Below are 22623 nucleotides of genomic sequence, written 5' to 3' on the forward strand. Positions count from 1 at the left end.
CTTAAAGAGGATCCTCACTCGGTATGTTGGCGGGGTTCCAGACGACCTCCCACAGATGTCCGTTCGGGTCGCGGAAGTATCCGGCATATCCGCCAAAGAACGTGTCCCGGGCAGGCTTGATGACCTCGGCTCCGGCGCGGGCGGCCTCATCCATCACTTGATCGACTTCTTCGCGGCGCACAACGTTGTGGCCGATTGTGAACGAGGTCGAGGTAATCGGCGCCTTGGGCAGGCCGGTGTCGTAGGCGAGGTCGTCCTGAGCCCAGATCGCGAGCTTCAACCCGCCGGACAGCGTGAAGAACGCGACGACGCCATGCTCGAACTCGCGGCCGATGATCCCTTCCGTCGGCAAGCCGAGACCGTCGCGGTAGAACACGAGAGAACTCTCGAGGTCGGCGACAGCGATGGTCAAAACCGAAATGCGCGGTTTCATGGCAGTCTCCTCTGGTTGTCGGAAATACCAGGATAAAGTCGGGCGACAGTGAGGACTTGAACAAAACGGCCAAAAGCGTGCCGCCAAGTCGAAGAACGCACCGAGGTTTCACTCGTTGTGCAGCAGGTGATGAATCTGTCGCGGGGTGCCTCCCGTCAGACGGCGGCTCTCTCGGACAAGATGCGCCTGATCGGAATAGCCCGCCTCGGCAGCCAGCATGGCGGTGGAGCTGTTGGAGTGGCTCGAAAGCCGCAGAAAGCGCTGGTAGCGGAGGATACGGTCAAGCGTCTTGGGGCCATAGCCGAAGCTCTCGTCGAAGCGCCGGCGCAATGTCCTTCGCTCATCTCGAGCGCGCGCATCAACCAAGGGACGAGCGGCGCGTCGGGTGGCGGCCCGCGCTCGATCAAGCGATATGCCGCCTGCATGGGAACGTCCGGCGCGCGGGAGCCCACCTCCTCGGCGAGGACCTGTTGGAGCGAGCAGGCCAGATCCTCGAGATTGTCGCTGGCGCGCACGCAACTGGCGAGGCGGCGAGCTCGCGCGCCCCACAAATCGTCGAGCGACAGCCTCTTGCCGACCAGCTCGATTTGGGGCACGCCGAGCCATGCCGCCGCCGCGGCAGGATGGAAGCGCAAGCCGATCACGACCTCGTCCGCCGCCAGAACCTCGGTCTGCGGCTCCTTGTCGGGGCCGGCAATTCGCAAGCTGCCTCCGATCCATTGCAAATCGATCGTTGCGTCGGGCATGATGACGATCGGCGGTGAGCCCGCCGGGTCCATTCGATGCACCCACACAGAAGCAAAGCTCCCGTGAAGCCGCGCCGACGCTGGACGTTGCTGAAATGAACCCGTTGCCTGCGCTGGGACGGGATCGCTCATCTCGCTCCCCTTCGGATTAGCGGCGGTGAACCTACGGCGCAGCGGCTCGCCCGGCCGTCGGTCGAGGCAATAATCTGCACCACCGACAACGTCTTCCAATCGAGAACGGTTGCAAGAATCGGTCGTTTTCTTCCGGCCGGACCGACGAGGGCAGGTGAGGGATGATGTCACGTGCATCGCCATCGGCGGCGCCGTGTGCGGCTCATACGTCGATGGCCGTTTTGTTCAATCCGGCAAGCGAGATGCGTGCTTATCTTTCCGCGTCGTACATCACACGAGAGGTACGCGTCATGAGCAACAACAACGACCAACGGATCGACTACGTCGAATTCAACGTGAAAGACATTCAGCGGTCACGCGACTTCTACGGAAAGGCGTTCGGCTGGACCTTCACCGACTACGGCCCACAATATTGCGAGTTCAACGACGGGCGCTTGTCAGGTGGCTTTGCTGCTGGCCCAGCGAGGTCCGGAGGAGGCCCGCTCGTCATTCTCTATGCCGAGGATTTGCCGGGAACGGTCAAGCGTGTCGAGATCGTCAGACCGATCTACGGCTTCCCCGGCGGCCGGCGCTTCCATTTCGCTGACCCGGATGGTTACGAGCTTGCGGTTTACACCGAGGACGGCAGCAAGGAATGAGCCGCACCGTTCGTGCGGCCTATTCCTCAAAGCGACCCGTGGCGTCACGATCGCGCTCGTACCGTCTCGTGAGCGGAAACGGCGGCAGCCAGGACTCGCGGCGGATGATCCAGCTTTCGTAGGTTGGCATAAGCTGGTCAGGCGCATCCAGGGACCCCAGGTTTACTTCGATTTCGTCTGCCGTGCGTGCGAAAATGGAGGAGCCGCAGCGGGGACAGAAAAACCGCCCGGCGTAGTCGCGTGTTTCGCCGTCGATCGTCACCGCATCCTCAGGAAATATCGCGGAAGCGTGAAAAAGGGCGCCATGATGCTTGCGGCAGTCGAGACAGTGACAAAGGCCGACCCGGTATGGGCGCCCCGACGCGACAATTCGGACGTTGCCGCACAGGCAACCGCCGGTGAATCGGTCCATGCTGCGTCTCCTCCAAAATCAAGCGGCCGGAATGGTTACAACGACCGGCACTGTTGTTGCAATCGCCGCGCCGCGGGCGGGGACGCGTCGGCGAATGACATTGCAGCCGCCTCTATCTGCCTTACGCGAGCTTGCCTCCGAAAATAGGCTTTGGTTTGTCATATGGAACGAAACGGCGCGTTCCATTGAGCGGCCAACTCGGCGGCCGAGGCGATCTTGACGCCGCAGTCGGCGAGTATGCGTGCGACCGTCGCTACCGGTTCGGCGTTGGACGAGGCTATGCTGCCGTCCGGAAGGAAAAGATTGTTTTCGAAGCCGACCCGGACATGGCCGCCAAGCAATGCGGCGGCGGTCACGCACGCCGCTTCGTAGCGGCCGAAGGCGCACACGCTCCAATGGTCGAAGCGCGGCATGTTCGCCGCGAGGAATGGCAGGAGATCGGCAGGAACGGACGTCTGTCCCGGCGTGTAGCGGCCTAGCACGTAGAGAACCGGTATGCTTGCCCAGGTGATCAGTCCGCGCTGCTGCATGTCCGCAAGCCTGACGGCCTCCTCGGGCGAATAGAGGATGATCTGCGGCGCAACCCCCTCGGTGTGCAGCCAGGCCATGAAGCGCGCGAAGGCGAGTTCCGATCCGGCATCAGGAACGATTTCGCGAAGCGCCAGGGAGACAGCTTGCGGCTTCACATCTTGTACGACGGCCATCTGTTGAGCCGGCGAATAGATACCGAGCGCCTCGGAGGTGATCTGGATTACCAAGCGGTCGCCGGCAGCACCGCGGATGGCGGCGATCGCCTGGCGGTAGGCGTCGGCGTCGAGCAGATGATTGCCACTTCTGTCGCGGACATGGACGTGGATCATAGCTGCACCGGCATCGGCGCATTCCGCGGCCGTCCTCGCAAGTTCGGCTGGTGTCAGCGGAATCGCCGGATGGTCTGCCCTGCTGCGACGTCCCCCGTTCGGCGCGACGGCTATGGCGATGCGGTCGAGACCATGGGCCGGCTTCATCGGGACGTTCTGTGAGTGACAAGATTCATATGAATCAATCTTTGACCACACTGAAACAGACGTTGCAATCGCTGGTCTGGCGAGCTAGCAATATCCATGGACCAGGAAGAGCTTGCTGGACAGATCGTCACTGCCTTCGACGGCATGTCGGCGCAGCTTCGGTCCGCCGCGCGCTATGTCCTTGATAAGCCGTATGATGTCGCGCTGTTGTCGATGCGCGAGCAGGCCCGGCACGCAGGAGTGCAGCCGGCGACGATGACGCGGCTGGCCCAGCATCTCGGCCTTGATGGCTACGAGGCGGTACGCGATATCTACGCCGCCGCGATCCGGGACGGCGAAATCGGTTTCGCCGGCAAGGCGGGCCTTCAGGTGGCCAGCCAAAAGCTCAAGGGCGACCACGCGCTGGCGGCCGATATTCTGGATTCGATTTCCAGCCAGCTTGCCCATCTCGCCGAAGGCAGGTCGATCGACCGTCTGGTCGAGACGGCCAGGGCGCTGAGTGCGGCAAGACGCGTCTATTGCCTCGGCCTGCGCTCAAGCCACGCAGTCGCCTGGCATCTGCATTACATCCTGTCGCTGATCGGCGAGAAGTCAGTGCTGCTGCACGGAATCGGCGGAACCGACGGTGACGCTCTGGCCCATGCGACAAAGGACGACGTGCTGATCGCCGCCAGCGTCCTGCCCTACACGCGCTTCACCATCGAGCTCGTCGAGTACGCTGCCAGCCGCGGCGTACCGGTCATTGCGATCACCGACAGCGGGGTAGCGCCCTTGGCGCTGCTTGCCGATCACCTGGTCGTCGTGCCGACCGGCAGCCCGTCCTTTTTCCACACCATGACGCCAGCTTTCATCGTTGCTGAGGTCCTCGGTGCTCTTGTCGCAGGGCAGGCAGGCGAGGGCGCTGTTGAGTCGCTGCGACGTTTCGATGAGCAGGGCGCCGCCCTCAAGACCCATCTGAACCAGCGTCCGCCGAAGAAAATGCCTATAAGGGACCGTCGATGACACACATTCTTCATCGAACCATCCACTCGACGCTGCCGGTCGCCGCTCGCGGCCAAGGCATCGAACTGTTCGATGCCGAGGGCAAGTCCTATATCGACGCGTCGGGCGGCGCCGCCGTGTCCTGTCTCGGCCACGGCCACCCCGACGTGATCGCTGCACTGCACGCCCAGCTTGACCGCATCGCCTACGCCCACACCAGCTTCTTCACCACCGAGGTGGCAGAGCGCTTGGCGGATCGGCTGGTCGAGGACGCGCCGAAGGGGTTGGACCATGTCTATCTGGTCAGCGGCGGCTCGGAGGCGGTCGAGGCCGCGCTCAAGATGGCCAGGCAATATTTTGTCGAGAAAGGTGAGCCGCAACGGCGCCATCTCATCGCACGTCGGCAGAGCTATCATGGCAATACGCTCGGCGCTCTCGCCACCGGCGGCAACGAATGGCGGCGCGCCCAGTTCAGGCCGTTGCTGATCGAGACCCACCATATCGACCCCTGTTACGCCTATCGCTATCAAAAGCATGGCGAAAGCGACGAAGCCTATGCGGCGCGCTCCGCCCAGCAGCTCGAAGACAAGATCCTCGAACTCGGCCCGGACGAGGTCATCGCCTTTGTCGCCGAGCCGGTGGTGGGTGCCACGCTCGGCGCCGTGCCGTCGGTCGCCGATTATTTCAAGCACATTCGCGCGATCTGCGACCGCTACGGCGTGCTGCTCATCCTCGACGAGGTGATGTGCGGCATGGGCCGTACCGGCACGCTGCATGCGTGCGAGCAGGACGGCATCGCTCCCGACCTGCTGACCATCGCCAAGGGACTCGGCGGTGGCTACCAGCCGATTGGCGCGGTGCTGCTCGGCCGGCATATCTTCGACACCTTTGCCCAAGGCTCGGGCTTCTTCCAGCATGGACATACCTATATGGGGCATCCAATGGCAGCGGCGGCCGGCCTTGCCGTGCAGGAGGTCATCCGGCGTGACCGTCTGCTCGACAACGTCAGCGCAATGGGCGCGCAGCTGGACGAACGCCTGCACCAACGCTTCGATAACCACCATCACGTCGGCGACATTCGCGGGCGGGGGCTATTTAGGGGAATCGAGCTGGTGGTTGATCGCGCCAGCAAGGAACCGTTCGACCAGAGGCTTGAACTCAACGCCCGCATCAAGCGCGAAGCAATGGCCCGCGGCCTGATGATATATCCGATGGCCGGGACGATTGACGGTGTGCGGGGCGTTCATGTGCTTGTGGCGCCGCCTTTCATCATTTCCAAACAGGATATCGATCGGATCGTCGAACGGCTCGGCGAGGCGATCGACGCTGCGATCGCTTCAGCGGCCTGACCCGCACGACGCGGACCGCCTCAAACCAGTTCCAACGCGTCATCGGCGACGGGCCGGGACACCCACCAGAGAGGTAGCAACCATGTACAGTTCGATGAAAACCCTGATCGGCGCGGCGGCCTGCATGCTGCTGGCGCTGCCATCCGTCGGAGCCGAGCAGCGCTTCGTCACGGTCGGCACCGGCGGGGTCACCGGCGTCTACTACGCCGTCGGCGGTGCCATTTGCCGACTGATGAACAAGGACCGGCAGAAAACCGGCATCCGATGCTCGACGGAGTCGACCGGCGGTTCGGTCTTCAACGTCAACTCCATCCAGACCGGGGACCTCGATTTCGGCTTGACCCAGTCGGACGTCCAGTACCAGGCCTACGAGGGGGCCGGAAATTTCGACGGCAAGCCGTTCAAGGATCTGCGGGCCGTGTTCTCCGTCCATCCCGAGCCGTTTACCGTGCTGTCGCGGCCGGACGCCGGCGTTACCAAATTCGAGGACTTCAAAGGTAAACGCTTCAACGTCGGCAATCCCGGGTCAGGCACCCGCTCGTCCATGGAGGAGTTGCTCAAGCAGATGGGCTGGACGCTCGGCGATTTCTCGCTTGCCGCGGAGCTGAAGGCGGACGAGCAGGGCAGCGCGCTGTGCGACAACAAGATCGACGGGTTCTTCTACGGCGTCGGTCATCCTTCCGCCGCGATCCAGGATCCGACCACGGCCTGTGGCGCCAAACTCATCCCGCTGACCGGTCCGGCAGTGGATGCGCTGTTGGCAGCTCATCCGTACTATTCGGTCGCCACCATCAAGGGCGGCATGTACGCCAATAATCCGGACGACGTGACGACATTCGGCGTCCGCGCGACAGTGGTGACGAATGCCAGAACGCCCGATGAGGTGGTCTACGAACTGGTGAAGTCGGTCTTCGAAAATTTCGACGACTTCAAGAAACTGCATCCGGCTTTCGCCAATCTCGATCCCAAGGAGATGATCAAGACCGGTCTATCGGCGCCAATGCATCCGGGCGCGGAGCGCTATTACAAGGAGAAGGGCTGGCTCTGAGGCCTTCAATGCGAGGCGCCCACGGCGCCTCGCATCGCAAATAATTGTGGGGAACGATGACAGATCAAAGCCAGCGGGCGGCAGCGCCTGACCAACCCGTTATCGACATCGACAAGCTCAGCGAGATCGTCGCCGAGGCCGACACCGGTGGGCGCAAGCCGACCGGCCGCACCGCGAAACTGATCCTCGGCGTATCGCTGGCATGGTCGCTGTTCCAGCTCTGGTATGCCTCGCCCCTTCCGTTCATGCTCAATTTCGGCGTCGTCAGCGACGGCATCGCCCGCTCCGTCCATCTGGCCTTCGCCCTGTTTCTCGCGATGCTGACGTTTCCGGCCTTCAAGACCTCGTCGCGCAGCCGCGTGCCGCTGCCCGACTGGGTGCTAGGCATCGCCGGGGCGGCGTCCGCCCTCTATCTGTTGGTCTTTTACAGCGATATCGCCCATCGGCCGGGTCTTCCTACTACGGCTGACCTTGTCGTCTCGATCGCCGGCGTCCTCATCTTGCTCGAGGCCGCGCGTCGCGCCGTCGGGCCTGCCATCACCGTCATCGCGGCGATCATGCTGATCTATATCTTCGCCGGGCCTCACCTTCCTGGCCTGCTTGGCCACAAGGGCGCGACGTTATCGCGCGCAGCCTCGCAGATGTGGCTGACGTCAGAGGGGGTCTTCGGTGTTGCCCTCGGTGTGTCCACCAACGTCGTCTTCATGTTCGTTCTGTTCGGAACATTGCTGGAACGCGCCGGCGCCGGCGGCTTTTTCATCCAGCTTGCCTTCTCGCTGCTCGGCAAATACCGCGGCGGTCCGGCCAAGGCCGGTGTCGTGGCTTCCGGCCTGACCGGCATGATTTCCGGCTCGTCGATCGCCAATGTCGTGACCACCGGAACCTTCACCATCCCGTTGATGCGACGGGTCGGATATTCTGCGGTGAAGGCGGGCGCCATCGAATGCGCGGCCGGCGTCAATGGTCAGCTGATGCCTCCGGTGATGGGCGCGGCCGCGTTCCTGATCGCGGAATATGTCGGCATCTCCTATGCCGAGGTGGTGAAGCACGCCTTCTACCCAGCGCTGCTGACCTACGGCTCGTTGTTCTACATCGTCGATATCGAGGCGATGAAAACGGGGATGAAGGGCCTGCCGTCACGCAGCACGCACTCCGCATTTCAGGGTGCGCTGCGCGGGCTGATGGGCATATGCGGCTTCATCGTCCTCGCAGGGCTTGTCTATTACGGCATTGGCTGGACGAAGATCGTTTTCGGCGCCGCCGCGACCTGGATGATCACTGCCGCGCTGATCGTCGTCTACATCGGCCTTGTCGCCTACCGGGCGCGCTATCCCGACCTGCCGCTGGAGGATCTGGAGGGCGAGATAGTCAGGATTCCGCACTTCGGCGAAACGGCGCGCACCGGCCTGCATTTTCTGCTGCCTGTGATCCTGCTGATCTGGTGCCTGATGGTGGAGGAGTTGTCGCCCGGCCTGTCGGCATTCTGGGGCGCTGTCGCCCTGATGGCGCTGATCGTGACGCAGCGGCCGCTCACCGCCTTTTTCCGCAAGGACCGCGCGCTGGCACGGCATTGGCTTCACGGTTTCGACGATCTGGTCGGTGGCCTGTCCGCCGCCGCACGCAACATGACGACGGTCGGCATTGCCACTGCGACGGCCGGCATCATCGTCGGCACGGTTCTGCTCACAGGCATCGGGCTGGTGATGACCGAGCTGGTCGAATTCATCTCGGGCGGCAGCTTCATCGTCATGCTTTTGTTTACCGCGGTGATCTGCATCATTCTCGGCATGGGCATGCCGACCACTGCAAGCTATGTCGTCGTCGCCACCTTGATGGCGCCGGTCATCGTCGATTTGGCGGCGCAGAACGATCTTGCCGTGCCGCTGGTCGCCGTCCACATGTTCGTTTTCTATTTCGGGCTGATGGCGGACGTGACGCCGCCAGTGGGGCTGGCGGCTTATGCTGCTGCGGCAATTTCCGGCGCCGATCCGGTGAAGACCGGCATTCAGGGCTTCACGTACGAGATCCGTACCGGCCTGCTGCCGTTCATCTTCATCTTCAACACCGGACTGCTGATGATCGATCTCGAAGGTCCGTTCGATTTCGTCGCGATGGTGGTGACATCGACGCTGGCCATGATCTCGTTTGTAGCGGCGACGCAGAATTGGATGCTCGTGCGCAACCGGTGGTACGAGACGATTGCGTTGCTTCTGGCCTGTTTCATCTTGTTCAGGCCGGGATTGTTGCTCGATCAGGTGAGCGAACCGTATCGGGCAGTACCCGCCTCCGAACTCAGCCGTATCGTCGACGAGACAGCCGAGGGAGGCGCGGTTCGCTTGCGCCTGACGACATTGAACCTCAACGGCGATGAGATATCGAAGCTGGTTCGGCTACAGCTCGGGCCTGAAAATTCACCGGCCGAACGCCTGAAGGCTGCGGGCCTGGATGTCAGCGCGCTTGGCGAGAGCGTGACGGTCGGTGTCGTGCGACTGGGCAGCCAGGCGGCCAAATTCGGCCTGCAGCCCGGCGACGAAATCAACCAGGTGCTAGTCCCTGCGGAACGGCCGTCGCGCTACTGGTTTACCATCCCGGCCCTGTTGTTGCTCGGTCTCGTCTTCTGGGTTCAGAAGCGGCGAAGGCGGATAGCTGGGCTGTAAGCGTCTTGTGAGCGGAAGAGTCTTGGCCAGCATGTCAGTAACAAGAGAACCAAACGGCGCCGCGGAACCGGCTAACGTGGAAATGCGCATGACGACGCGCGACCGCCCCTTCGAACCCGTCGACTACGGGCTTTACGCGCTGACGGTCATCGCCTGGAGCGCATCTTGGTTCGCCATCGAACTTCAGGTCGGCAGCGGGGTGTCGAACGAGGTCAATCTGGTCTGGCGCTTCGCCATCGCCACGCTGCTGATGTTTGCCTGGGCGGGTTTTTCCGGTCGGCGGCTCCGCTTTCCAATCACCGATCATTTGCGCTTTGCTGTGCTCGGTATCCTCATCTTCTCGTCGAACTTCCTGTTTTTCTATTATGGCGCCGGCTATCTCGTCAGCGGCTTGCTCTCGGTCGTCTTCTCGCTCGCCTCGGTCATCAACATGCTGCTCGGTGCCTTGGTCATCGGCGAGCGCCCGGCGCCGCGCATTCTCGCCGGCGGCATCATCGGCTTCGCCGGAATAGCGCTGATGTTCTTTCCCGAAATCGCCGCGAACGGGCTTTCCGGTGGCACGTTGGTGGGCCTTCTGCTGTGCCTCTGCGGTACGCTGAGCTTCTGCGCCGGCAATCTTGTCTCCGTCGCAAACCAGCGCCGCGGCCTGCCGCTCGTTTCAACCAGCGCCTGGGGCATGCTTTATGGCACTCTGTGGTCGGCGTTCCTGGCCTTCCTGCTCGGTGAGCCGTTCGTGTTCGCGACGACCGCCTCTTATATTGGCTCGCTGGTCTTCCTCGCCGTCATATCGACCGTCATGGCTTTCGCCGCCTATCTGACGCTGCTCGGACGCATTGGCGGCGCCCGCGCCGGCTATGCGACCGTCATATTTCCCGTCTTTGCGCTTTTGATCTCCACGGCGCTGGAAGGCTATCACTGGACCGCGTACGCGATCATCGGGCTCGTCCTCGTCGCCGCCGGAAACGTCCTGGTCATTCGCGGAGGACGGCGCTGACGCATGGAATGCTTGCGCAATGCCGCCGCGTTCCGGTTGCGCGGGCCGCGGTGCCTGTCGAGCTTGACTCTCTGCATCCTCCGTTTAAGCTGCGGTCAATGGGTCAGACCAATGTACCAGGAGTGGCCCCGGGAGGAACTAAACGCGCATGCCGATCCAGGCAGTTGAACCACGCCGGCTTTACCGACAGGTCGCCGATCAGCTCAGGCAGCTGATCGATGCTGGCGAGTTTTCCGTCGGCGACCGTCTGCCGACCGAGCGGGATCTGGCCGACCAACTCGGAATTTCCCGCCCGACGGTCCGTGAAGCGCTGATAGCTTTGGAGGTCGAAGGCCGCATACGCATCCGCGTCGGCTCGGGTATCTACGTCACCGATCCGCCGAGCGCCGCCGCCTCCGAACCCGAAGTCGAGGAAGGCCCGTTCGAGCTGTTGCGCGCGCGCGAATTCGTCGAAGGCGCGATCGCCGCCGAAGCGGCCCTTCACGTGCGGCCTGCAGATATCGAACGGCTCGACGACGTGCTGCGCCGGATGGAGGCCATGCTTCACCCCAACAAGATGACCATTGCGCTCGACCGGGAATTCCATACCGCTGTCGCCGGCATTCTCGAGAACGCGGTGCTGGTGCGCTTCATCGGCGAGCTTTTCGACCAGCGCATGAACCCGTACTTCGAACGCCTGTCGATCTATTTCGAGACCAGCGATTCCTGGCAGGTCGCGGCAAAGGAACATCGTGCCGTGCGCGACGCAATTGCCGCGCGCGACCCCGAGCGGGCCAAGGCCGCCATGCAGCAGCACCTGCGCCAGTCGCAAATCAGATTCTCACGCAATTTCGATGAGAGAGCCGCAGCCAAGGAGGTTGCGGAATAGCAGTTGGCCGGGGGGAGATCCGGCCGTCAAGTTCAACCAGGGAGGAATTAGATGCTGAGAAAATACGCAGTTCTGCTCGGTGCGATCGTCGCAATTGCCATACCCATGACGTCGGCCTCGGCGGAAACGGTCCTGAAATGGGCACATGTCTACGAGACGACGGAGCCCTTCCACACCGAGTCCGTGTGGGCTGCCGACGAGATCAAGAAGCGTACCCAGGGCCGCTATGCCATCGACGTCTATCCGGCCTCGCAGCTTGGCAAGGAAGCAGACATCAACCAGGGCCTGATGCTCGGCACCGTCGACATCATCATTTCCGGATCGAGCTTCGCGGCGCGCGAATATCCTCCGATCGGCGTCACCTATTTCCCATACACTTTCCGCGATGCCGACCATCTGCTGAAATACACCAAAAGCGACGTCTACAAGGCCCTGACCAAGGGCTATGAGGACAAGACCGGCAATCATATCGCCGCCACCACCTATTACGGGACGCGGCAGACCACCTCGAACCGGCCGATCGCCAAGTGCTCCGACATGCAGGGCCTGAAGATGCGCGTTCCCGACGTGCCGGCCTATCTGGCCATGCCGCGTGCCTGCGGCGCCAACACGGCGCCGATTGCCTTCGCCGAAGTCTATCTCGCTCTGCAGAACGGCACGGTCGAGGCCCAGGAGAACCCGCTGACCACCATCGAGGCGAAGAAATTCTACGAGGTGCAGAAGAACATCGTGCTCACTGGCCATATCGTCGATCATCTCAACACCATCATATCGGCGTCGCGCTGGGCCTCGCTGTCCGACGAGGACAAGAAGATCTTTACCGAGGTCATGCAGGAGGCTGCCGCCCGCGCCACGGCGAAGATCGTCGCCCGCGAAAAGGAACTGGTGCAGGTATTCAAGGACCGCGGCATCACCGTAACCGATGTCGACCGTGCCGACTTCGAGAAGAATGTGCTGGAGAAGGTCACCTTCGAGGAGTTCGGCTACAACAAGGCCGATTGGGAAGCGATCCGCGCTATCAAGTAGAGCATCGGAAACCGGATGCTCAATCAAGAGGATAGGGCGGCGATCGGATTAGCCGCTTGCCCATCCGTCCGGCTTCAAATCGTGCCGGACGGCCTTTCCAATCCTTGACGACCCACCAGCTTCGGGAGCCCGTGCCAATGGCCGAGGAACACCACACCGAGATCACCGTCGAAGAGATTGTGCACGCCTTCGAGGAGGTGCCGGTACACGTCGACCTGTCGGACCACGGTATCGAGGACTGGGTCACGCTTGCTGTTTTCTGGGGCATGGTCGTGTGTGTCTTCCTGCAGTTCTTCACCCGCTATGCGCTGAACAACAGCTTTGCCTGGACCGAGGAGATCGCCATCAACGCGCTCGTCGTCGTTGTCTTTCTCGGCGCCGCCATGTGCGTGCGCCTCTCGCGCCACATCCACGTCGACGTGCTTTACCACTATCTGCCGGAGCGTGTCGGCCGCTGGCTGGCGCTCGCCGTCGATATTATCCGCATCGCATTCTTCGCCTACGGAACATGGCTGATGTGGCGCTACGTCACGATCGTGGCGCATGAGCGCATGGTCACCGTCAACCTGCCGCGGCGCTGGTTCTTCTACGCCGTTCTGGCGGGCTTCGTGCTGATGCTTCTGCGCTCGATCCAGGTCTTCATCGGCAATTATCGGCGCGGCTATTCGGTGCTCGAGCGTCCCGGTGCGTTCGAGACGGCGGGGGTCTGAGCGATGCTGCTTCTGGTAGGGGGCTTTCTTGTCCTGATGCTTATCGGCGTGCCGGTCGCTGTTTCGATGGCGGCCGCCTCGATCCTTTACCTCGTCATCTACGGCGTCGCGCCCGATATCATCGCAGCCCAGCGCATGATCGCCGGGGTGGAGAGCTTTCCGCTGCTCGCCGTTCCCTTCTTCATCCTGGCCGGCAACCTCATGAACATCGCCGGCGTCACCGGACGCATCTATTCCTTCGCCCTTGCCCTGGTCGGCTGGATGAAGGGCGGCCTGGCGCAGGTCAACATCATCGGATCGGTGATCTTTTCCGGCATGTCGGGCACCGCGCTCGCCGACGCCGCCGGCATTGGCACGATCGAGATCAAGGCGATGAAGGACCACGGCTATCCTATCGACGCCGCGGTCGGCGTCACCGCCGCTTCCGCGACGCTCGGGCCGATCTTTCCACCCTCGCTGCCCTTTGTCATCTACGGCATGATGGCCAATGTCTCGATCGGCGCGCTGTTCATGGCCGGCATCCTGCCCGGCGTGGTCATGACCGTGCTGATGATGATTACGGTCGCCATCTTTGCCTACAGTCGCGGCTGGGGCTCCGACACACCTTTCGAGCTTCGGCGGCTCGCCGAAGCGGCGGGCGAGGTGCTGGTGGTGGCTGCCTTTCCGATTGGCTGTTACGTGCTTGTGCAACTTGGCCTGTCGATCAACATCGCGGTCGGCATCGCGCTGCTGGTTCTGATCGCGGCGGACTGGTATTTCGATTTCTCCGCGGTCATGGCGCTGATGACGCCGGTCATCCTGATCGGCGGCATGACTATGGGCTGGTTCACGCCAACCGAAGCGGCGATGGCGGCTGTGATCTGGTCGCTTTTCCTCGGGCTGGTGCGCTACCGCACGATGACGCTGCGTTTGCTCGCCAAGGCCAGCTTCGACACGATCGAGACGACCGCCTCGGTGCTTTTCATCGTCACCGCCGCATCGATCTTCGCCTGGCTGCTCACCGTCAGCCAGGCAGCACAGCTGTTTTCGAACTTCATTTTCGCGCTCACCGAAAACAAGTGGGTCTTCCTGATCCTGGTCAACATCCTGATGCTGGTGGTCGGCTGCTTCCTCGATACGATCGCCGCGATCACCATTCTGGTGCCGATCCTGCTGCCGGTTGCCGCTGTCTACGGCATCAACCCGGTGCATTTCGGGCTGATCATGACGCTCAACCTGATGATCGGGCTTTTGCACCCGCCGCTCGGCATGGTGCTGTTCGTGCTGTCACGCGTCGCCAAGCTTTCGGTCGAGCGCACCACCATGGCGATTCTGCCGTGGCTGGTGCCGCTTATCGTGGCGCTGCTTCTGATCACCTTCATACCCGCCATCACGCTTTGGCTGCCGACCGAGATGGGCCTGATCCGGTGAGTGGCCAGGTGATTGCCGCGACGCTGTTCGGCGCGCAGGACCTGCGCGTCGTGGAGCGTCCGCTCGAACCGCTGGCGCCAGGCATGGTGCGGGTGCGCTTCGGGGCAGGGGGCATCTGCGGCTCCGACCTGCATTATTTCCGACATGCCCGTACCGGCGACTTCGTGGTGACCTCGCCGCTTGTCCTCGGCCACGAAATCTCAGGCGAAATCGTCGAGATCAACGGCGCGGCACCCGGCCTGGGCGTCGGCGACCATATCGCGGTCAATCCGTCGCGCTGGTGCGGGCATTGCGCGCGATGCCTGGAAGGCCGCGCCAATCTCTGCGAAAACATCTATTTCATGGGCTCGGCATCGAAGACGCCGCATATGCAGGGCGGTTTCGCCAGTCTGTTCGACGCCACGCCCGCGCAATGTTTCAAGGTTCCATCTGACGTGGCCTACCAGGCGGCGGCACTTGCCGAGCCGTTGGCGGTCAGCCTGCACGCCGTCGCGCGGGCGGGCGACATCAGGGGCTGCAACGTCATCCTGTTCGGTGCCGGTCCCATCGGTCTCTTGACCATGCTCGCGGCCAGGCTTGCCGGCTGCGGTGAACTGACCGTCGTCGATATCGCCGCCGCGCCGCTCGCCTTCGCCCGCAGATTGGGCGCCGACAGGATGATCGACATTTCCGGCGGCGACGCCGAGCTCCAGGCGCTCACGACGGATGGTTCGCTTGACGTGGCGTTCGAGATTTCGGGCAGCGCGGCCGGCCTTGCCGCTGCGATCGCCAGCGTCCGGCGCGGCGGCACGGTGGTTCAGGTCGGCAACCTTCCCGGGGGCCAGATTCCACTGCCGGCCAATGCGGTGATGGCCAAGGAGATCGACCTCAAAGGCACCTTCCGCTTCGGTACAGAGTTCGGTCGTGCAGTCGACCTCATTGTGTCGCGGGAGGTGCACGTCCTCAAGTTGGTGACAGCGGAGCGCACGCTTTCTTCGGCCCCCGATGCGTTCCGACTTGCCGCCGACCGCACTCAGAGCGTCAAGGTCGTGCTGACCGCGGACTGATTGTGAATTTGCGGGCCTGTTTTGAAAGCGACCATGGCGGTCGGCTGGGCAGGTACATACAGAATGTGAGTCGCCCGGTGCTGGCTTCCTAGACTAGCATCACACAGAGTCTGCGCGTGTCGTCTCACAACCCGACGCCGCGCTTCTTTCCCAAGCTCCAATCCATGCCCCCTGTATCCGGACACACGACTCCGGAAACCTGATTGCCAAAGCGCTTTTCGAGCGGTGGCGACCAGGGCACGAGCCTGAAGTCCAGACCATTGTCGATCATCGCGAACCGGCCGGAAGCCAGCGAGAAACGCTGCCGGTAAATCCCAGCCACATGGTCGCCGTTGGCAGCGTTTCTGAATGACAGGCCGGTCTCGGCGGCGAGGCGGGCACCGAGCGATTCCACCTCATGATCGTGTAGCGTATCGATTAGATTGCGCGCTAGAACAACGCGCTGTCCCTCGCGCCTGGCCAGATCGCGCCTGACAAGCTCGTCGACCCGATCTTCCAGTGCCTGTCTTACCTCCCCGCCAAAGCCGCTGTCGCGCAGTTCGGCTGGCTTACGCGCAACAAGTTGCCGATCGAGCCAAGTCGCGCCGGAAGCATGGACCTGCTGTTCGATCGAAAGGTCAGAGCGGACGGCGAGACGCACCTTGCCAGAGCCATTTGCATCCGCATCGCGGCACAACTCCACGACCGAGCCTGGGTCTGAGTCCCCGGCCGCGTCAGGGTCATAGAAGCGAATGTGGTGCGGGCGACCGTCGATGCCGTCGACGATGGCGTAAGTCGAGCCGCGCAGTTCGTCGAGGCCACGTTCGAGCAGTCGCCCGATCACCGGCGCATCAATCTTTTCGGCCGCGAGCACATACTCCATAGTCCCTCTTTCTAGCCCCCGCGCGGTGACGCTACGGTGCATGCGCTTGATGATGTCGCCGCGTTCGCCGAGGCCGCGCAAAGTCGCCTCGGCCTCTTCGGCCATCATCCATTGGCCAGGATGGGTTTCATAGGCGAGGCCCAGTCTTTCCAGTTGCCGGAGCCGGCCGACCTTAAGCCCCAGGAACTCGTCGGGCTGACAATCAGGATGTGGCGCGAGTTCAATGATGCCATGACGGTCAATGTCGCGAACAAGCTGGCGATCCAGCTGCGTCCAGCGCTCAGTGTCGACCTGCCGCTCTGTGGCCTGGCGGATGTCGAGGTCGGTGCGGAGCCCCAGCGTCTGGGTGAGAATGTCGCTTGCCCGATCGCGCATGCCCTGGCGGATGTAGTCGCGCGAGATGACAAGATTCTCGCCATCGTCGGCAATGCCGCGAACGAGGATGTGAACATGCGGATGTGCGGTGTTCCAGTGATCGACGGCAATCCAGTCCAGCCTCGTGCCGAGGTCGCGCTCCATGTCGACCATCAGATCGCGAGCGACGGTCTTGAGATCACGGAGCTCCATTGCATCGTCCGGCGAAACGATGAAACGGAAGTGATGACGATCGTCCTTGCAGCGGTCGGAGAACGCGTCATGGTCTGCCTCTTCGGTGTCGGGGCCGAACATCCTCGCCTTCTCGCCATCACGTGTAACACCTTCGCGGCGAAGGTACTTGAGATGGGTGGCGAGTGGTGCAGACCCTCTGAATTGCCGCACCACACGGGTCTTGACGACGGCGCCTCGTGAGCGCTCAGAGATAAGGTGACTGGCGCGGATGCTTGCTGACCTGCCGCGACCAAACGTTGAAGCTCGTGGGGAGGTGATCCGGCCCTCCCTTGTAAGATGACCGCCAGCACGCTGTGTGGCCGCAAGCGCCTGAAAGATGAAGGGCCGCGCGCGCTGGCTGGCGCGGGAGCGGATGCGACCAGGGCGGACGCGAAAGCTATCGTCACGTTTCATGCCAGGCGGCCACGAGGTGCGGTTTCCGTTGGAAAGACCGAAAAATGCGAGTAGCGCACATCGCCGTTTGTGCCAGCACATCGCGAATTGCGTTGAAACTCACAAGGAAAACAATCGGCCGACCGAGCCGCGCCTCGCGGCCCTTTATCCTGCCAATCTCTGCCCCCTCATTTGCGGCCAACCATTCCGCCGCAATGTCCGCGACGGAACAGGCCGGAATGCAATCGAGGAGGAATCTGCCGATCATCGCAAGGCCGGTGAAGTGCGCTGAGCGAATAGCCCGGGAACAGCGGGGTTCGGCCAGAAACGGCTCTCACCTGGCCATGGCTCGATCGCGGTCAGGTCAGCAACAGAATTGCCCGTTAGCGACTGCATTGTGGACGAATGAATCGCCGCAAAGGTGGTCTCTGCATAGCCATTGCCATTCAATGCAGCGGCGTTCCGAATGTAATGGGTATGCGCAAAAAGCGCGGTACTGCGTGAGGTGCCTCTGTCTCTTCCTTGCTGTGCACACCTCGGACTGGGAACTGAGTCATTGATAAGCGGCGCGAGTTTCCTGACGTAGTCGACCGTCTCGCGTGGCAGAGGACGGCCGGTGGACAAATGTTCCTTGTACCGTCCAGGGCCGGCATTGTAAGCGGCAAGAAAGCCGCGGCGCCCGAAGGTGTCGAGCATGTCGCGAAGATACGCAGCGCCTGTAAAGATGTTGTCACGCGGCTGATAGGGATCGTCGCCGAGTCGGTGCTTGATGCGCAGTTCTTCCCAGGTCGCCGGCATTATCTGCATCAGCCCCATTGCGCCCTTTCTTGAACGCGCTCGAACATCGCCGACGCTCTCGACATGCATGACGCCGGTAAGCAAACGCTCCGGAATGGCGAACCGTTTAGCCGCTTGCCGGATATGCCGCGACCACTGGCCAGCCGACAAGATCGTGCTCTCGGAGTGAGCCGACCGTTCACCATGAGAGCATGCGTTTGCAACAGCTTCCGGAGTCGCGAAGGCGAGCACGATGCATGTGGCAATCCTTGTCACACCGCTGTGGACGGCATCCCGCCGACCCCGGAACCGATGAGCTGCCAGCCCGCTACGGTGTTCACTTCCGTTAAGCGCGACGCCTCGCTGGCCCGACCAGCTTTGCCAAAACGCTGATGAAATCGGCCTCTGGATTGACAAGCAAGTGTCCGGACGCCTCTGATGTTCGTCGCGCGCTGCTGCCGGACTGGCGATCCTCTCCAAGGCTTTGGCCGGCGTCCGATCGGTCAAAGGCGTTGACGAGGAAGATTCATCGAAGGGCTCAAACAGCATCTGTTCAGCCTCGCCCCTCGCGCTTCGGTGACCGGTTCCAGTGCAGGCTCCAGACGCGGTTCTCGGCGTCGGACCGGAACAGCTTCGCGCGGATCGGCTGCGTAAAGGACGGGTCGTCAATTGAGACGGAGATATAGTCCCCAGCCTTGTCTCCGGTGCGGTCCCACGCCGCGCCGACCGCCATTCCCTCGCAATAGACGAGGTGGTCGGGCGCGTTTTCAGTTTTGGATCTCTCAGCAGGCAGGATGGCAATCTTCGCCTCGATCGTCAGCGTTGAGAGATTGCCGAAGAAGCCGTCATCATTGCGTGTGAAGGTGCCGATCTGGGGCATTGCAGTGCTCCTTTCATGAGTGTTCAGTGAGCGTTGAGCCGAGACGTGACGGTTCGCCGGGAAAAGCCGTTGGTGACATCCAGCGCCGGAGCGGCGCGTTTCGCGGTCCAGACGGGAACCGCGCGGGCAACAATCAATGAGAGCGGGAGCGGACCGAAATAGCGGCTGTCAAAACTTCCGGTAGCGTCCGGGTTCATGAGGAAGACCTCGCCGTCGGCGATCTCGTGGCAGCCCCGCCAACTGGGCAGGGGTCGACCGCGGCTGTCACGCTCGCGTGCATGCCCATAGGTCCTGCCGTTGACGATGATCGCTGTACCTTCGCGGCAGACTGTCGTGCCCCCGAGTGCCAAAACCTGCTTCAGGAGCGGCACGTTTTTCGGCAGATATCCGCGTCTTGCCATGAAGGCCGCCAATGGCTCGGGCGGCACGATGACGGCGATGCTGGCAACACGGATTTTGTCGGCCGGCAGGGTGCGATAGAGCCCGATGGGGACGCTTGCGGACGCGTTCCAGATAGCCAGCGGCGGATGACTAATCCACGGCGGCGCCGCGGCGAGCACTGAGCCGCCAACCATCGCGGCGATGATCTTCATGCGCTTGCTCATGACTCGATCGTGGGGCGCAACAGGGAAACGTTACGACGCTTGTGCCTGTAGAGACTCGGGCGCTCGCATGCGGCCATCCAGCTGTGGACGCGCTGATCAGGCCACATCAAGGCCGGCGTCTGGTGCTGTCTCGTCGCGAGCAGGCGCTGCCGCAATCTCGTGGCGTGGGCGTGGATGGTTTGCGGCGCGGCCCAGACTGGAATGTCAGCGTGCCAAATCGTTGCCATGCCGGGCACATCCGCCACCTCAACCCAGCACGGTTGCTTGTCCGCATGAGCATGGATCGGTGTCAGGCGGCGGGATTTCACCAATAGGGCGAGCAGCCACACCACGAGATCACGCGTACCGCATGGAGCGAAGCCAGACGAGTAAGCGTGAGACAGCGCAAGCTGCTGCTGAATGGTCTCGGGATTCTGCATTTCATTGTGCCACAGATCAGGAGCTGCGGTCGCGCCTGCCGACATAAGCCGGCGCGCGGGCTGCATAGGGTTTTGCCGGCGGAACATTGGTCGCATTCGCATCGCTGGTGGAGGTGCGCGCGCCGAGCTCTATCCAGGCATGCAAGTCGTCGATGTCGTAAAGGACGCGTCCGCCGATCTTTCGGTATTTTGGCCCGGTTCCATAGGTCCGGTGCTTTTCGAGAGTACGGGCGCAGAGCCCGACGATGGGTGCTGCCTCCTTCGTGCGGAGGTATTTTCGGGGCGCGTCCGCGGGACCCTTCGACATTTGCTCGATCTCCGTTCGGTTGTGCTGTCATCCTGGCCTGCCGGGACGCGCAAAGCGGACCATGCTCGAATGGGCAAAAGAGAGGGAGGGCAAAGATCGGGGGCGTGTTGTTGCTACCCCGAAGAAGGACTTCGGCGGCCGGACTTCCCGCTGCGACTGTGGGGGTACAAGAGAAGGTCGCGATAGCCGCCAGCGACTAAAAAAGCTGCACGGCGCAAGATAGCCCGGACCTTGTGCCGGAGATGATGATCACGCCAGTCCCGCGGTACAATCGGCTCTCGCGACAACAGCACCTCCGCGATCTGACGATAGGTTGCACCCATGTGGTGACCATCATGCGCGCGCAAATTGAGGATGTGCCTGACCTTGGTCTGTTGCGGTAGGGAGCCGTAGGATGGACTGAAAGCTCGGCCGTTCAACGCCCGCCAGAGCCGGCGCGCCGCATCGAGCCGCGTCTCAAATGCAGCGTCGAGGGGCAGATAAATAGCATCGAATTCGCCGGAGCGGTCTTCGCAGACCAGATGGCTCTTCCCGGTTGAAGCAGACCAAAGAATGTGAAGCCCTTCCTCCTGCTGCCAGACCCTGGCTCCGATAAGTCTGGAAGGCCGAATTCTCTGATGAGAGGGGCTGATGGAGGCGGACATTCGTGTGGCCCGCAGCACGCGCGGCGAGGCCTGTTCTGTCCAGACGATATTGTCAGCCTGCGGAAATCCGGCACCGGCAGTTTTGAAATCGCGCACCCCAACGGGCAGCGAAGTCGCGCTGATCGACAGGATCTTCGGAACCTGAGAGCCGCGAGGCGATCTGGCGGCACTCGGCGACAAATTTATTGTTCCGGATCAGATATTCGGCGGCGAACTCCACAGCTTGGTAGCTGCACATGTGCTCGTAGGCCGCCGGTTCGGTCCAATCGCCCTGCACGGTTCCTGTCCTCTCCGCATAACCGCATCTGAGGCCCCGGCACCAACATTCAGAGTGATGAACAGATTTGAATAGTTGGAGAGTGGGCAAATCGTTGCGCAGATTCAGCAAAGCATGACAAGGCGCTCAATGGGGAGCGCCTCCTGCGAGAAGATACCGGTAGCCGCTGGTCGTCATCCATCGCGCGCGTGCAAGATGGGTTTCCCAAGACCTGAACGCCCGCTCAGGCTCCTTTTCTGGGTCAATGTGCAGAACGATCCTGGCCACCTCTCGCCAATCGGCATCTTCCGCCGCCGCATCAAGCAGGCGAATGTAGGTAAGTAGCCGCTCCTCATCATAGCCGGTCAGGATCGGGTCATCCGGGGCCGTGTCGGCGACATCAGGATCGAGCAGTGGCTTGAGCAAGCGATTTCCAATCGTCTAAGTCAATTTGTCGAGAATACTCCGTGGCTGAATACTCGACAAGCATTGCACTCGCGGACATGGAAATACGCGAGGTATTTGCGCGCAATCTGAGGCAGCACCGAAAGGCGGCGGCGCTTTCGCAAGAAGAACTTGCCCACCGTGCGGACGTTGATCGCACCTATATCAGCGCGTTGGAACGCAGCGTCTACGGCGCGACGATAGACGTTGTCGACAAGTTGGCAAACGTTCTCGGCATCGAGGCCGCAGATCTGCTCAGACGTCCTGCACCAAATGTTCAAAGATGATACTTGCTTCAGCGTCCACAAGTTAAAGACAGCTCCCGCCCGGTTCGCGGGCGGGAGCTCGCGGCTTTCTCAATCGCGGTTGCGGCGGCCGTTGGACCGGGACCAAATGAGGCTGTGGCCTTCTCCGTCCTCATCGTCGAAGAGGTTGGCGTAGATCGGAGCGGTGAAGCTTGGATCGTCCAACTTCAGGCCGAGATAGTCGCGGTCCTCACTGGAGCGCTTGGCCCAGGCGGCGCCGATCTCGACCTGCGCTACGAAGACGCGATGGCTGGGGGCGCTGTCGCCGGAGCGGTTTGCCTCGGGCACGATGCGGACGTTTTTGGCCTGAAGCGAGAGGGTGACGATTTCGCCGGTGAACTCGTTGTTGTCGGTCTTTTTGAACGTTCCGATGGTCGCCATGAGCCTTCTCCTTGTACTCTGTTTCGAGCCCGCACCATTGCGGCCTTGATGGCGATCTGCGGGCCGGAGGCAATCGACGCCGCATCGCTTGCGACCGCAGCATCAGCGGAGGATGACAGCCAAGCGACTTTGTTGTTTCGCGAGGAATGACGGCGAAGCCGGCAGGGGAAGAAAGTCGATCGGCGTCATTGCGGCTTAGGCGATTGAGGCGAAGCCGACCTTCGGCCAGATCAGCCCATTGAAGAGGTCGTTTGGAGCGGCCGGTCAGATAGAGGCATCAATGGAGGATCTCATGCGAAACCATC

26 protein-coding genes and 1 pseudogene are annotated in these 22623 nt (G+C 62.1%); 12 read left to right on the top strand and 15 right to left on the bottom strand.

Annotated features, from left to right (window positions below):
- Position 1: 1 nt before the first annotated feature.
- The 3 genes and pseudogenes from NKJ46_RS01980 to NKJ46_RS34695 all read right to left on the bottom strand — a co-directional run.
- Positions 2-433 carry a VOC family protein gene (locus tag NKJ46_RS01980; RefSeq protein WP_352661156.1) on the bottom strand — a complete coding sequence of 144 codons (432 nt, stop codon included), beginning with the start codon at positions 431-433 and terminating at the stop codon, positions 2-4.
- A gap of 108 nt (positions 434-541) precedes the next feature.
- A complete protein-coding gene (locus tag NKJ46_RS01985) occupies positions 542-1153 on the bottom strand; it encodes a helix-turn-helix domain-containing protein (RefSeq protein ID WP_352661158.1) in 612 nt (203 codons plus the stop codon).
- Positions 1057-1494: pseudogene (locus NKJ46_RS34695) on the bottom strand (hypothetical protein); the annotation flags it as partial. The pseudogene NKJ46_RS34695 and the gene NKJ46_RS01985, both read right to left, overlap by 97 nt.
- Before the next feature lie 107 nt (positions 1495-1601).
- Here NKJ46_RS34695 and NKJ46_RS01990 point away from each other — a divergent pair.
- Positions 1602-1949 carry a VOC family protein gene (locus NKJ46_RS01990; protein ID WP_352661347.1) on the top strand — a complete coding sequence of 116 codons (348 nt, stop codon included), beginning with the start codon at positions 1602-1604 and terminating at the stop codon, positions 1947-1949.
- A gap of 19 nt (positions 1950-1968) precedes the next feature.
- Here the strand turns inward: NKJ46_RS01990 and NKJ46_RS01995 are convergent, their stop codons facing one another.
- Entirely contained in the window at positions 1969-2361 is a 393-nt protein-coding gene (locus NKJ46_RS01995; RefSeq protein WP_352661161.1) for a GFA family protein, read from the bottom strand.
- Positions 2362-2519: 158 nt separating this feature from the next.
- Positions 2520-3368, bottom strand: a complete 849-nt coding sequence (locus tag NKJ46_RS02000; protein WP_352661164.1) for a beta-keto acid cleavage family enzyme — start codon at positions 3366-3368, stop codon at positions 2520-2522.
- A 96-nt stretch (positions 3369-3464) separates the two neighbouring features.
- Between NKJ46_RS02000 and NKJ46_RS02005 the strand changes: the two genes are divergently transcribed.
- The 10 genes from NKJ46_RS02005 to NKJ46_RS02050 all read left to right on the top strand — a co-directional run bounded on the left by NKJ46_RS02005 (position 3465) and on the right by NKJ46_RS02050 (position 15457).
- Positions 3465-4370 carry a MurR/RpiR family transcriptional regulator gene (locus NKJ46_RS02005; protein ID WP_352661166.1) on the top strand — a complete coding sequence of 302 codons (906 nt, stop codon included), beginning with the start codon at positions 3465-3467 and terminating at the stop codon, positions 4368-4370.
- Positions 4367-5698: an aspartate aminotransferase family protein gene (locus tag NKJ46_RS02010; RefSeq protein ID WP_352661169.1), complete on the top strand. Its 1332-nt coding sequence runs from the start codon at positions 4367-4369 to the stop codon at positions 5696-5698. Before NKJ46_RS02005 ends, NKJ46_RS02010 begins: the two co-directional genes overlap by 4 nt.
- A gap of 94 nt (positions 5699-5792) precedes the next feature.
- Positions 5793-6746: a TAXI family TRAP transporter solute-binding subunit gene (locus NKJ46_RS02015; protein ID WP_352661350.1), complete on the top strand. Its 954-nt coding sequence runs from the start codon at positions 5793-5795 to the stop codon at positions 6744-6746.
- 56 nt (positions 6747-6802) lie between these two features.
- Positions 6803-9403, top strand: coding sequence for a TRAP transporter permease (locus NKJ46_RS02020; RefSeq protein WP_352661172.1), 2601 nt, complete (start codon positions 6803-6805; stop codon positions 9401-9403).
- Between the two features lie 88 nt (positions 9404-9491).
- Entirely contained in the window at positions 9492-10397 is a 906-nt protein-coding gene (locus NKJ46_RS02025; protein ID WP_352565700.1) for a DMT family transporter, read from the top strand.
- A 148-nt stretch (positions 10398-10545) separates the two neighbouring features.
- Positions 10546-11265: a FadR/GntR family transcriptional regulator gene (locus NKJ46_RS02030; protein WP_352661175.1), complete on the top strand. Its 720-nt coding sequence runs from the start codon at positions 10546-10548 to the stop codon at positions 11263-11265.
- Positions 11266-11370: 105 nt separating this feature from the next.
- Positions 11371-12291, top strand: a complete 921-nt coding sequence (locus tag NKJ46_RS02035; protein WP_352489764.1) for a sialic acid TRAP transporter substrate-binding protein SiaP — start codon at positions 11371-11373, stop codon at positions 12289-12291.
- Positions 12292-12428: 137 nt separating this feature from the next.
- A complete protein-coding gene (locus tag NKJ46_RS02040) occupies positions 12429-13001 on the top strand; it encodes a TRAP transporter small permease (protein WP_352661178.1) in 573 nt (190 codons plus the stop codon).
- A 3-nt stretch (positions 13002-13004) separates the two neighbouring features.
- Entirely contained in the window at positions 13005-14411 is a 1407-nt protein-coding gene (locus NKJ46_RS02045; RefSeq protein ID WP_352452150.1) for a TRAP transporter large permease, read from the top strand.
- On the top strand, positions 14408-15457 hold the full coding sequence (locus tag NKJ46_RS02050) for an L-idonate 5-dehydrogenase (protein ID WP_352661180.1): 1050 nt from the start codon (positions 14408-14410) through the stop codon (positions 15455-15457). Before NKJ46_RS02045 ends, NKJ46_RS02050 begins: the two co-directional genes overlap by 4 nt.
- Positions 15458-15581: 124 nt before the next feature.
- On the opposite strand, the gene NKJ46_RS02055 is transcribed toward NKJ46_RS02050, so the two are convergent.
- The 9 genes from NKJ46_RS02055 to NKJ46_RS02095 form a co-directional block, all read right to left on the bottom strand.
- Positions 15582-17321 (bottom strand): relaxase/mobilization nuclease domain-containing protein, encoded by a 1740-nt coding sequence (locus NKJ46_RS02055; RefSeq protein ID WP_352661183.1) that lies wholly within the window; start codon positions 17319-17321, stop codon positions 15582-15584.
- A gap of 243 nt (positions 17322-17564) precedes the next feature.
- Positions 17565-18248 carry a lytic transglycosylase domain-containing protein gene (locus tag NKJ46_RS02060; RefSeq protein ID WP_352661186.1) on the bottom strand — a complete coding sequence of 228 codons (684 nt, stop codon included), beginning with the start codon at positions 18246-18248 and terminating at the stop codon, positions 17565-17567.
- A 382-nt stretch (positions 18249-18630) separates the two neighbouring features.
- A complete protein-coding gene (locus NKJ46_RS02065) occupies positions 18631-18957 on the bottom strand; it encodes a DUF736 domain-containing protein (RefSeq protein WP_352661189.1) in 327 nt (108 codons plus the stop codon).
- A 23-nt stretch (positions 18958-18980) separates the two neighbouring features.
- Positions 18981-19550 carry a S26 family signal peptidase gene (locus NKJ46_RS02070; protein ID WP_352661192.1) on the bottom strand — a complete coding sequence of 190 codons (570 nt, stop codon included), beginning with the start codon at positions 19548-19550 and terminating at the stop codon, positions 18981-18983.
- A gap of 8 nt (positions 19551-19558) precedes the next feature.
- Complete coding sequence (locus NKJ46_RS02075) at positions 19559-19981, bottom strand: hypothetical protein (RefSeq protein ID WP_352661195.1); 423 nt, start codon at positions 19979-19981, stop codon at positions 19559-19561.
- Positions 19982-19997: 16 nt separating this feature from the next.
- Positions 19998-20288, bottom strand: coding sequence for a helix-turn-helix transcriptional regulator (locus NKJ46_RS02080; protein WP_352661198.1), 291 nt, complete (start codon positions 20286-20288; stop codon positions 19998-20000).
- Positions 20289-20401: 113 nt separating this feature from the next.
- Positions 20402-20932, bottom strand: a complete 531-nt coding sequence (locus NKJ46_RS02085) for a DUF2285 domain-containing protein (protein ID WP_352661353.1) — start codon at positions 20930-20932, stop codon at positions 20402-20404.
- A gap of 52 nt (positions 20933-20984) precedes the next feature.
- Positions 20985-21170 carry a transcriptional regulator domain-containing protein gene (locus NKJ46_RS02090; protein WP_352661356.1) on the bottom strand — a complete coding sequence of 62 codons (186 nt, stop codon included), beginning with the start codon at positions 21168-21170 and terminating at the stop codon, positions 20985-20987.
- Positions 21171-21335: 165 nt separating this feature from the next.
- Positions 21336-21614, bottom strand: coding sequence for a DNA -binding domain-containing protein (locus NKJ46_RS02095; protein ID WP_352661201.1), 279 nt, complete (start codon positions 21612-21614; stop codon positions 21336-21338).
- Positions 21615-21691: 77 nt separating this feature from the next.
- Between NKJ46_RS02095 and NKJ46_RS02100 the strand changes: the two genes are divergently transcribed.
- Entirely contained in the window at positions 21692-21919 is a 228-nt protein-coding gene (locus NKJ46_RS02100) for a helix-turn-helix domain-containing protein (RefSeq protein WP_352489766.1), read from the top strand.
- A gap of 69 nt (positions 21920-21988) precedes the next feature.
- Here NKJ46_RS02100 and NKJ46_RS02105 read toward each other — a convergent pair whose 3' ends face one another.
- Positions 21989-22318, bottom strand: coding sequence for a DUF736 domain-containing protein (locus tag NKJ46_RS02105; protein WP_352661204.1), 330 nt, complete (start codon positions 22316-22318; stop codon positions 21989-21991).
- Between the last annotated feature and the right edge of the window lie 305 nt (positions 22319-22623).

The sequence above is a fragment of the Mesorhizobium sp. M0166 genome (genome assembly GCF_040322255.1).
In the GTDB taxonomy this organism is placed as follows: Bacteria; Pseudomonadota; Alphaproteobacteria; order Rhizobiales; family Rhizobiaceae; genus Mesorhizobium.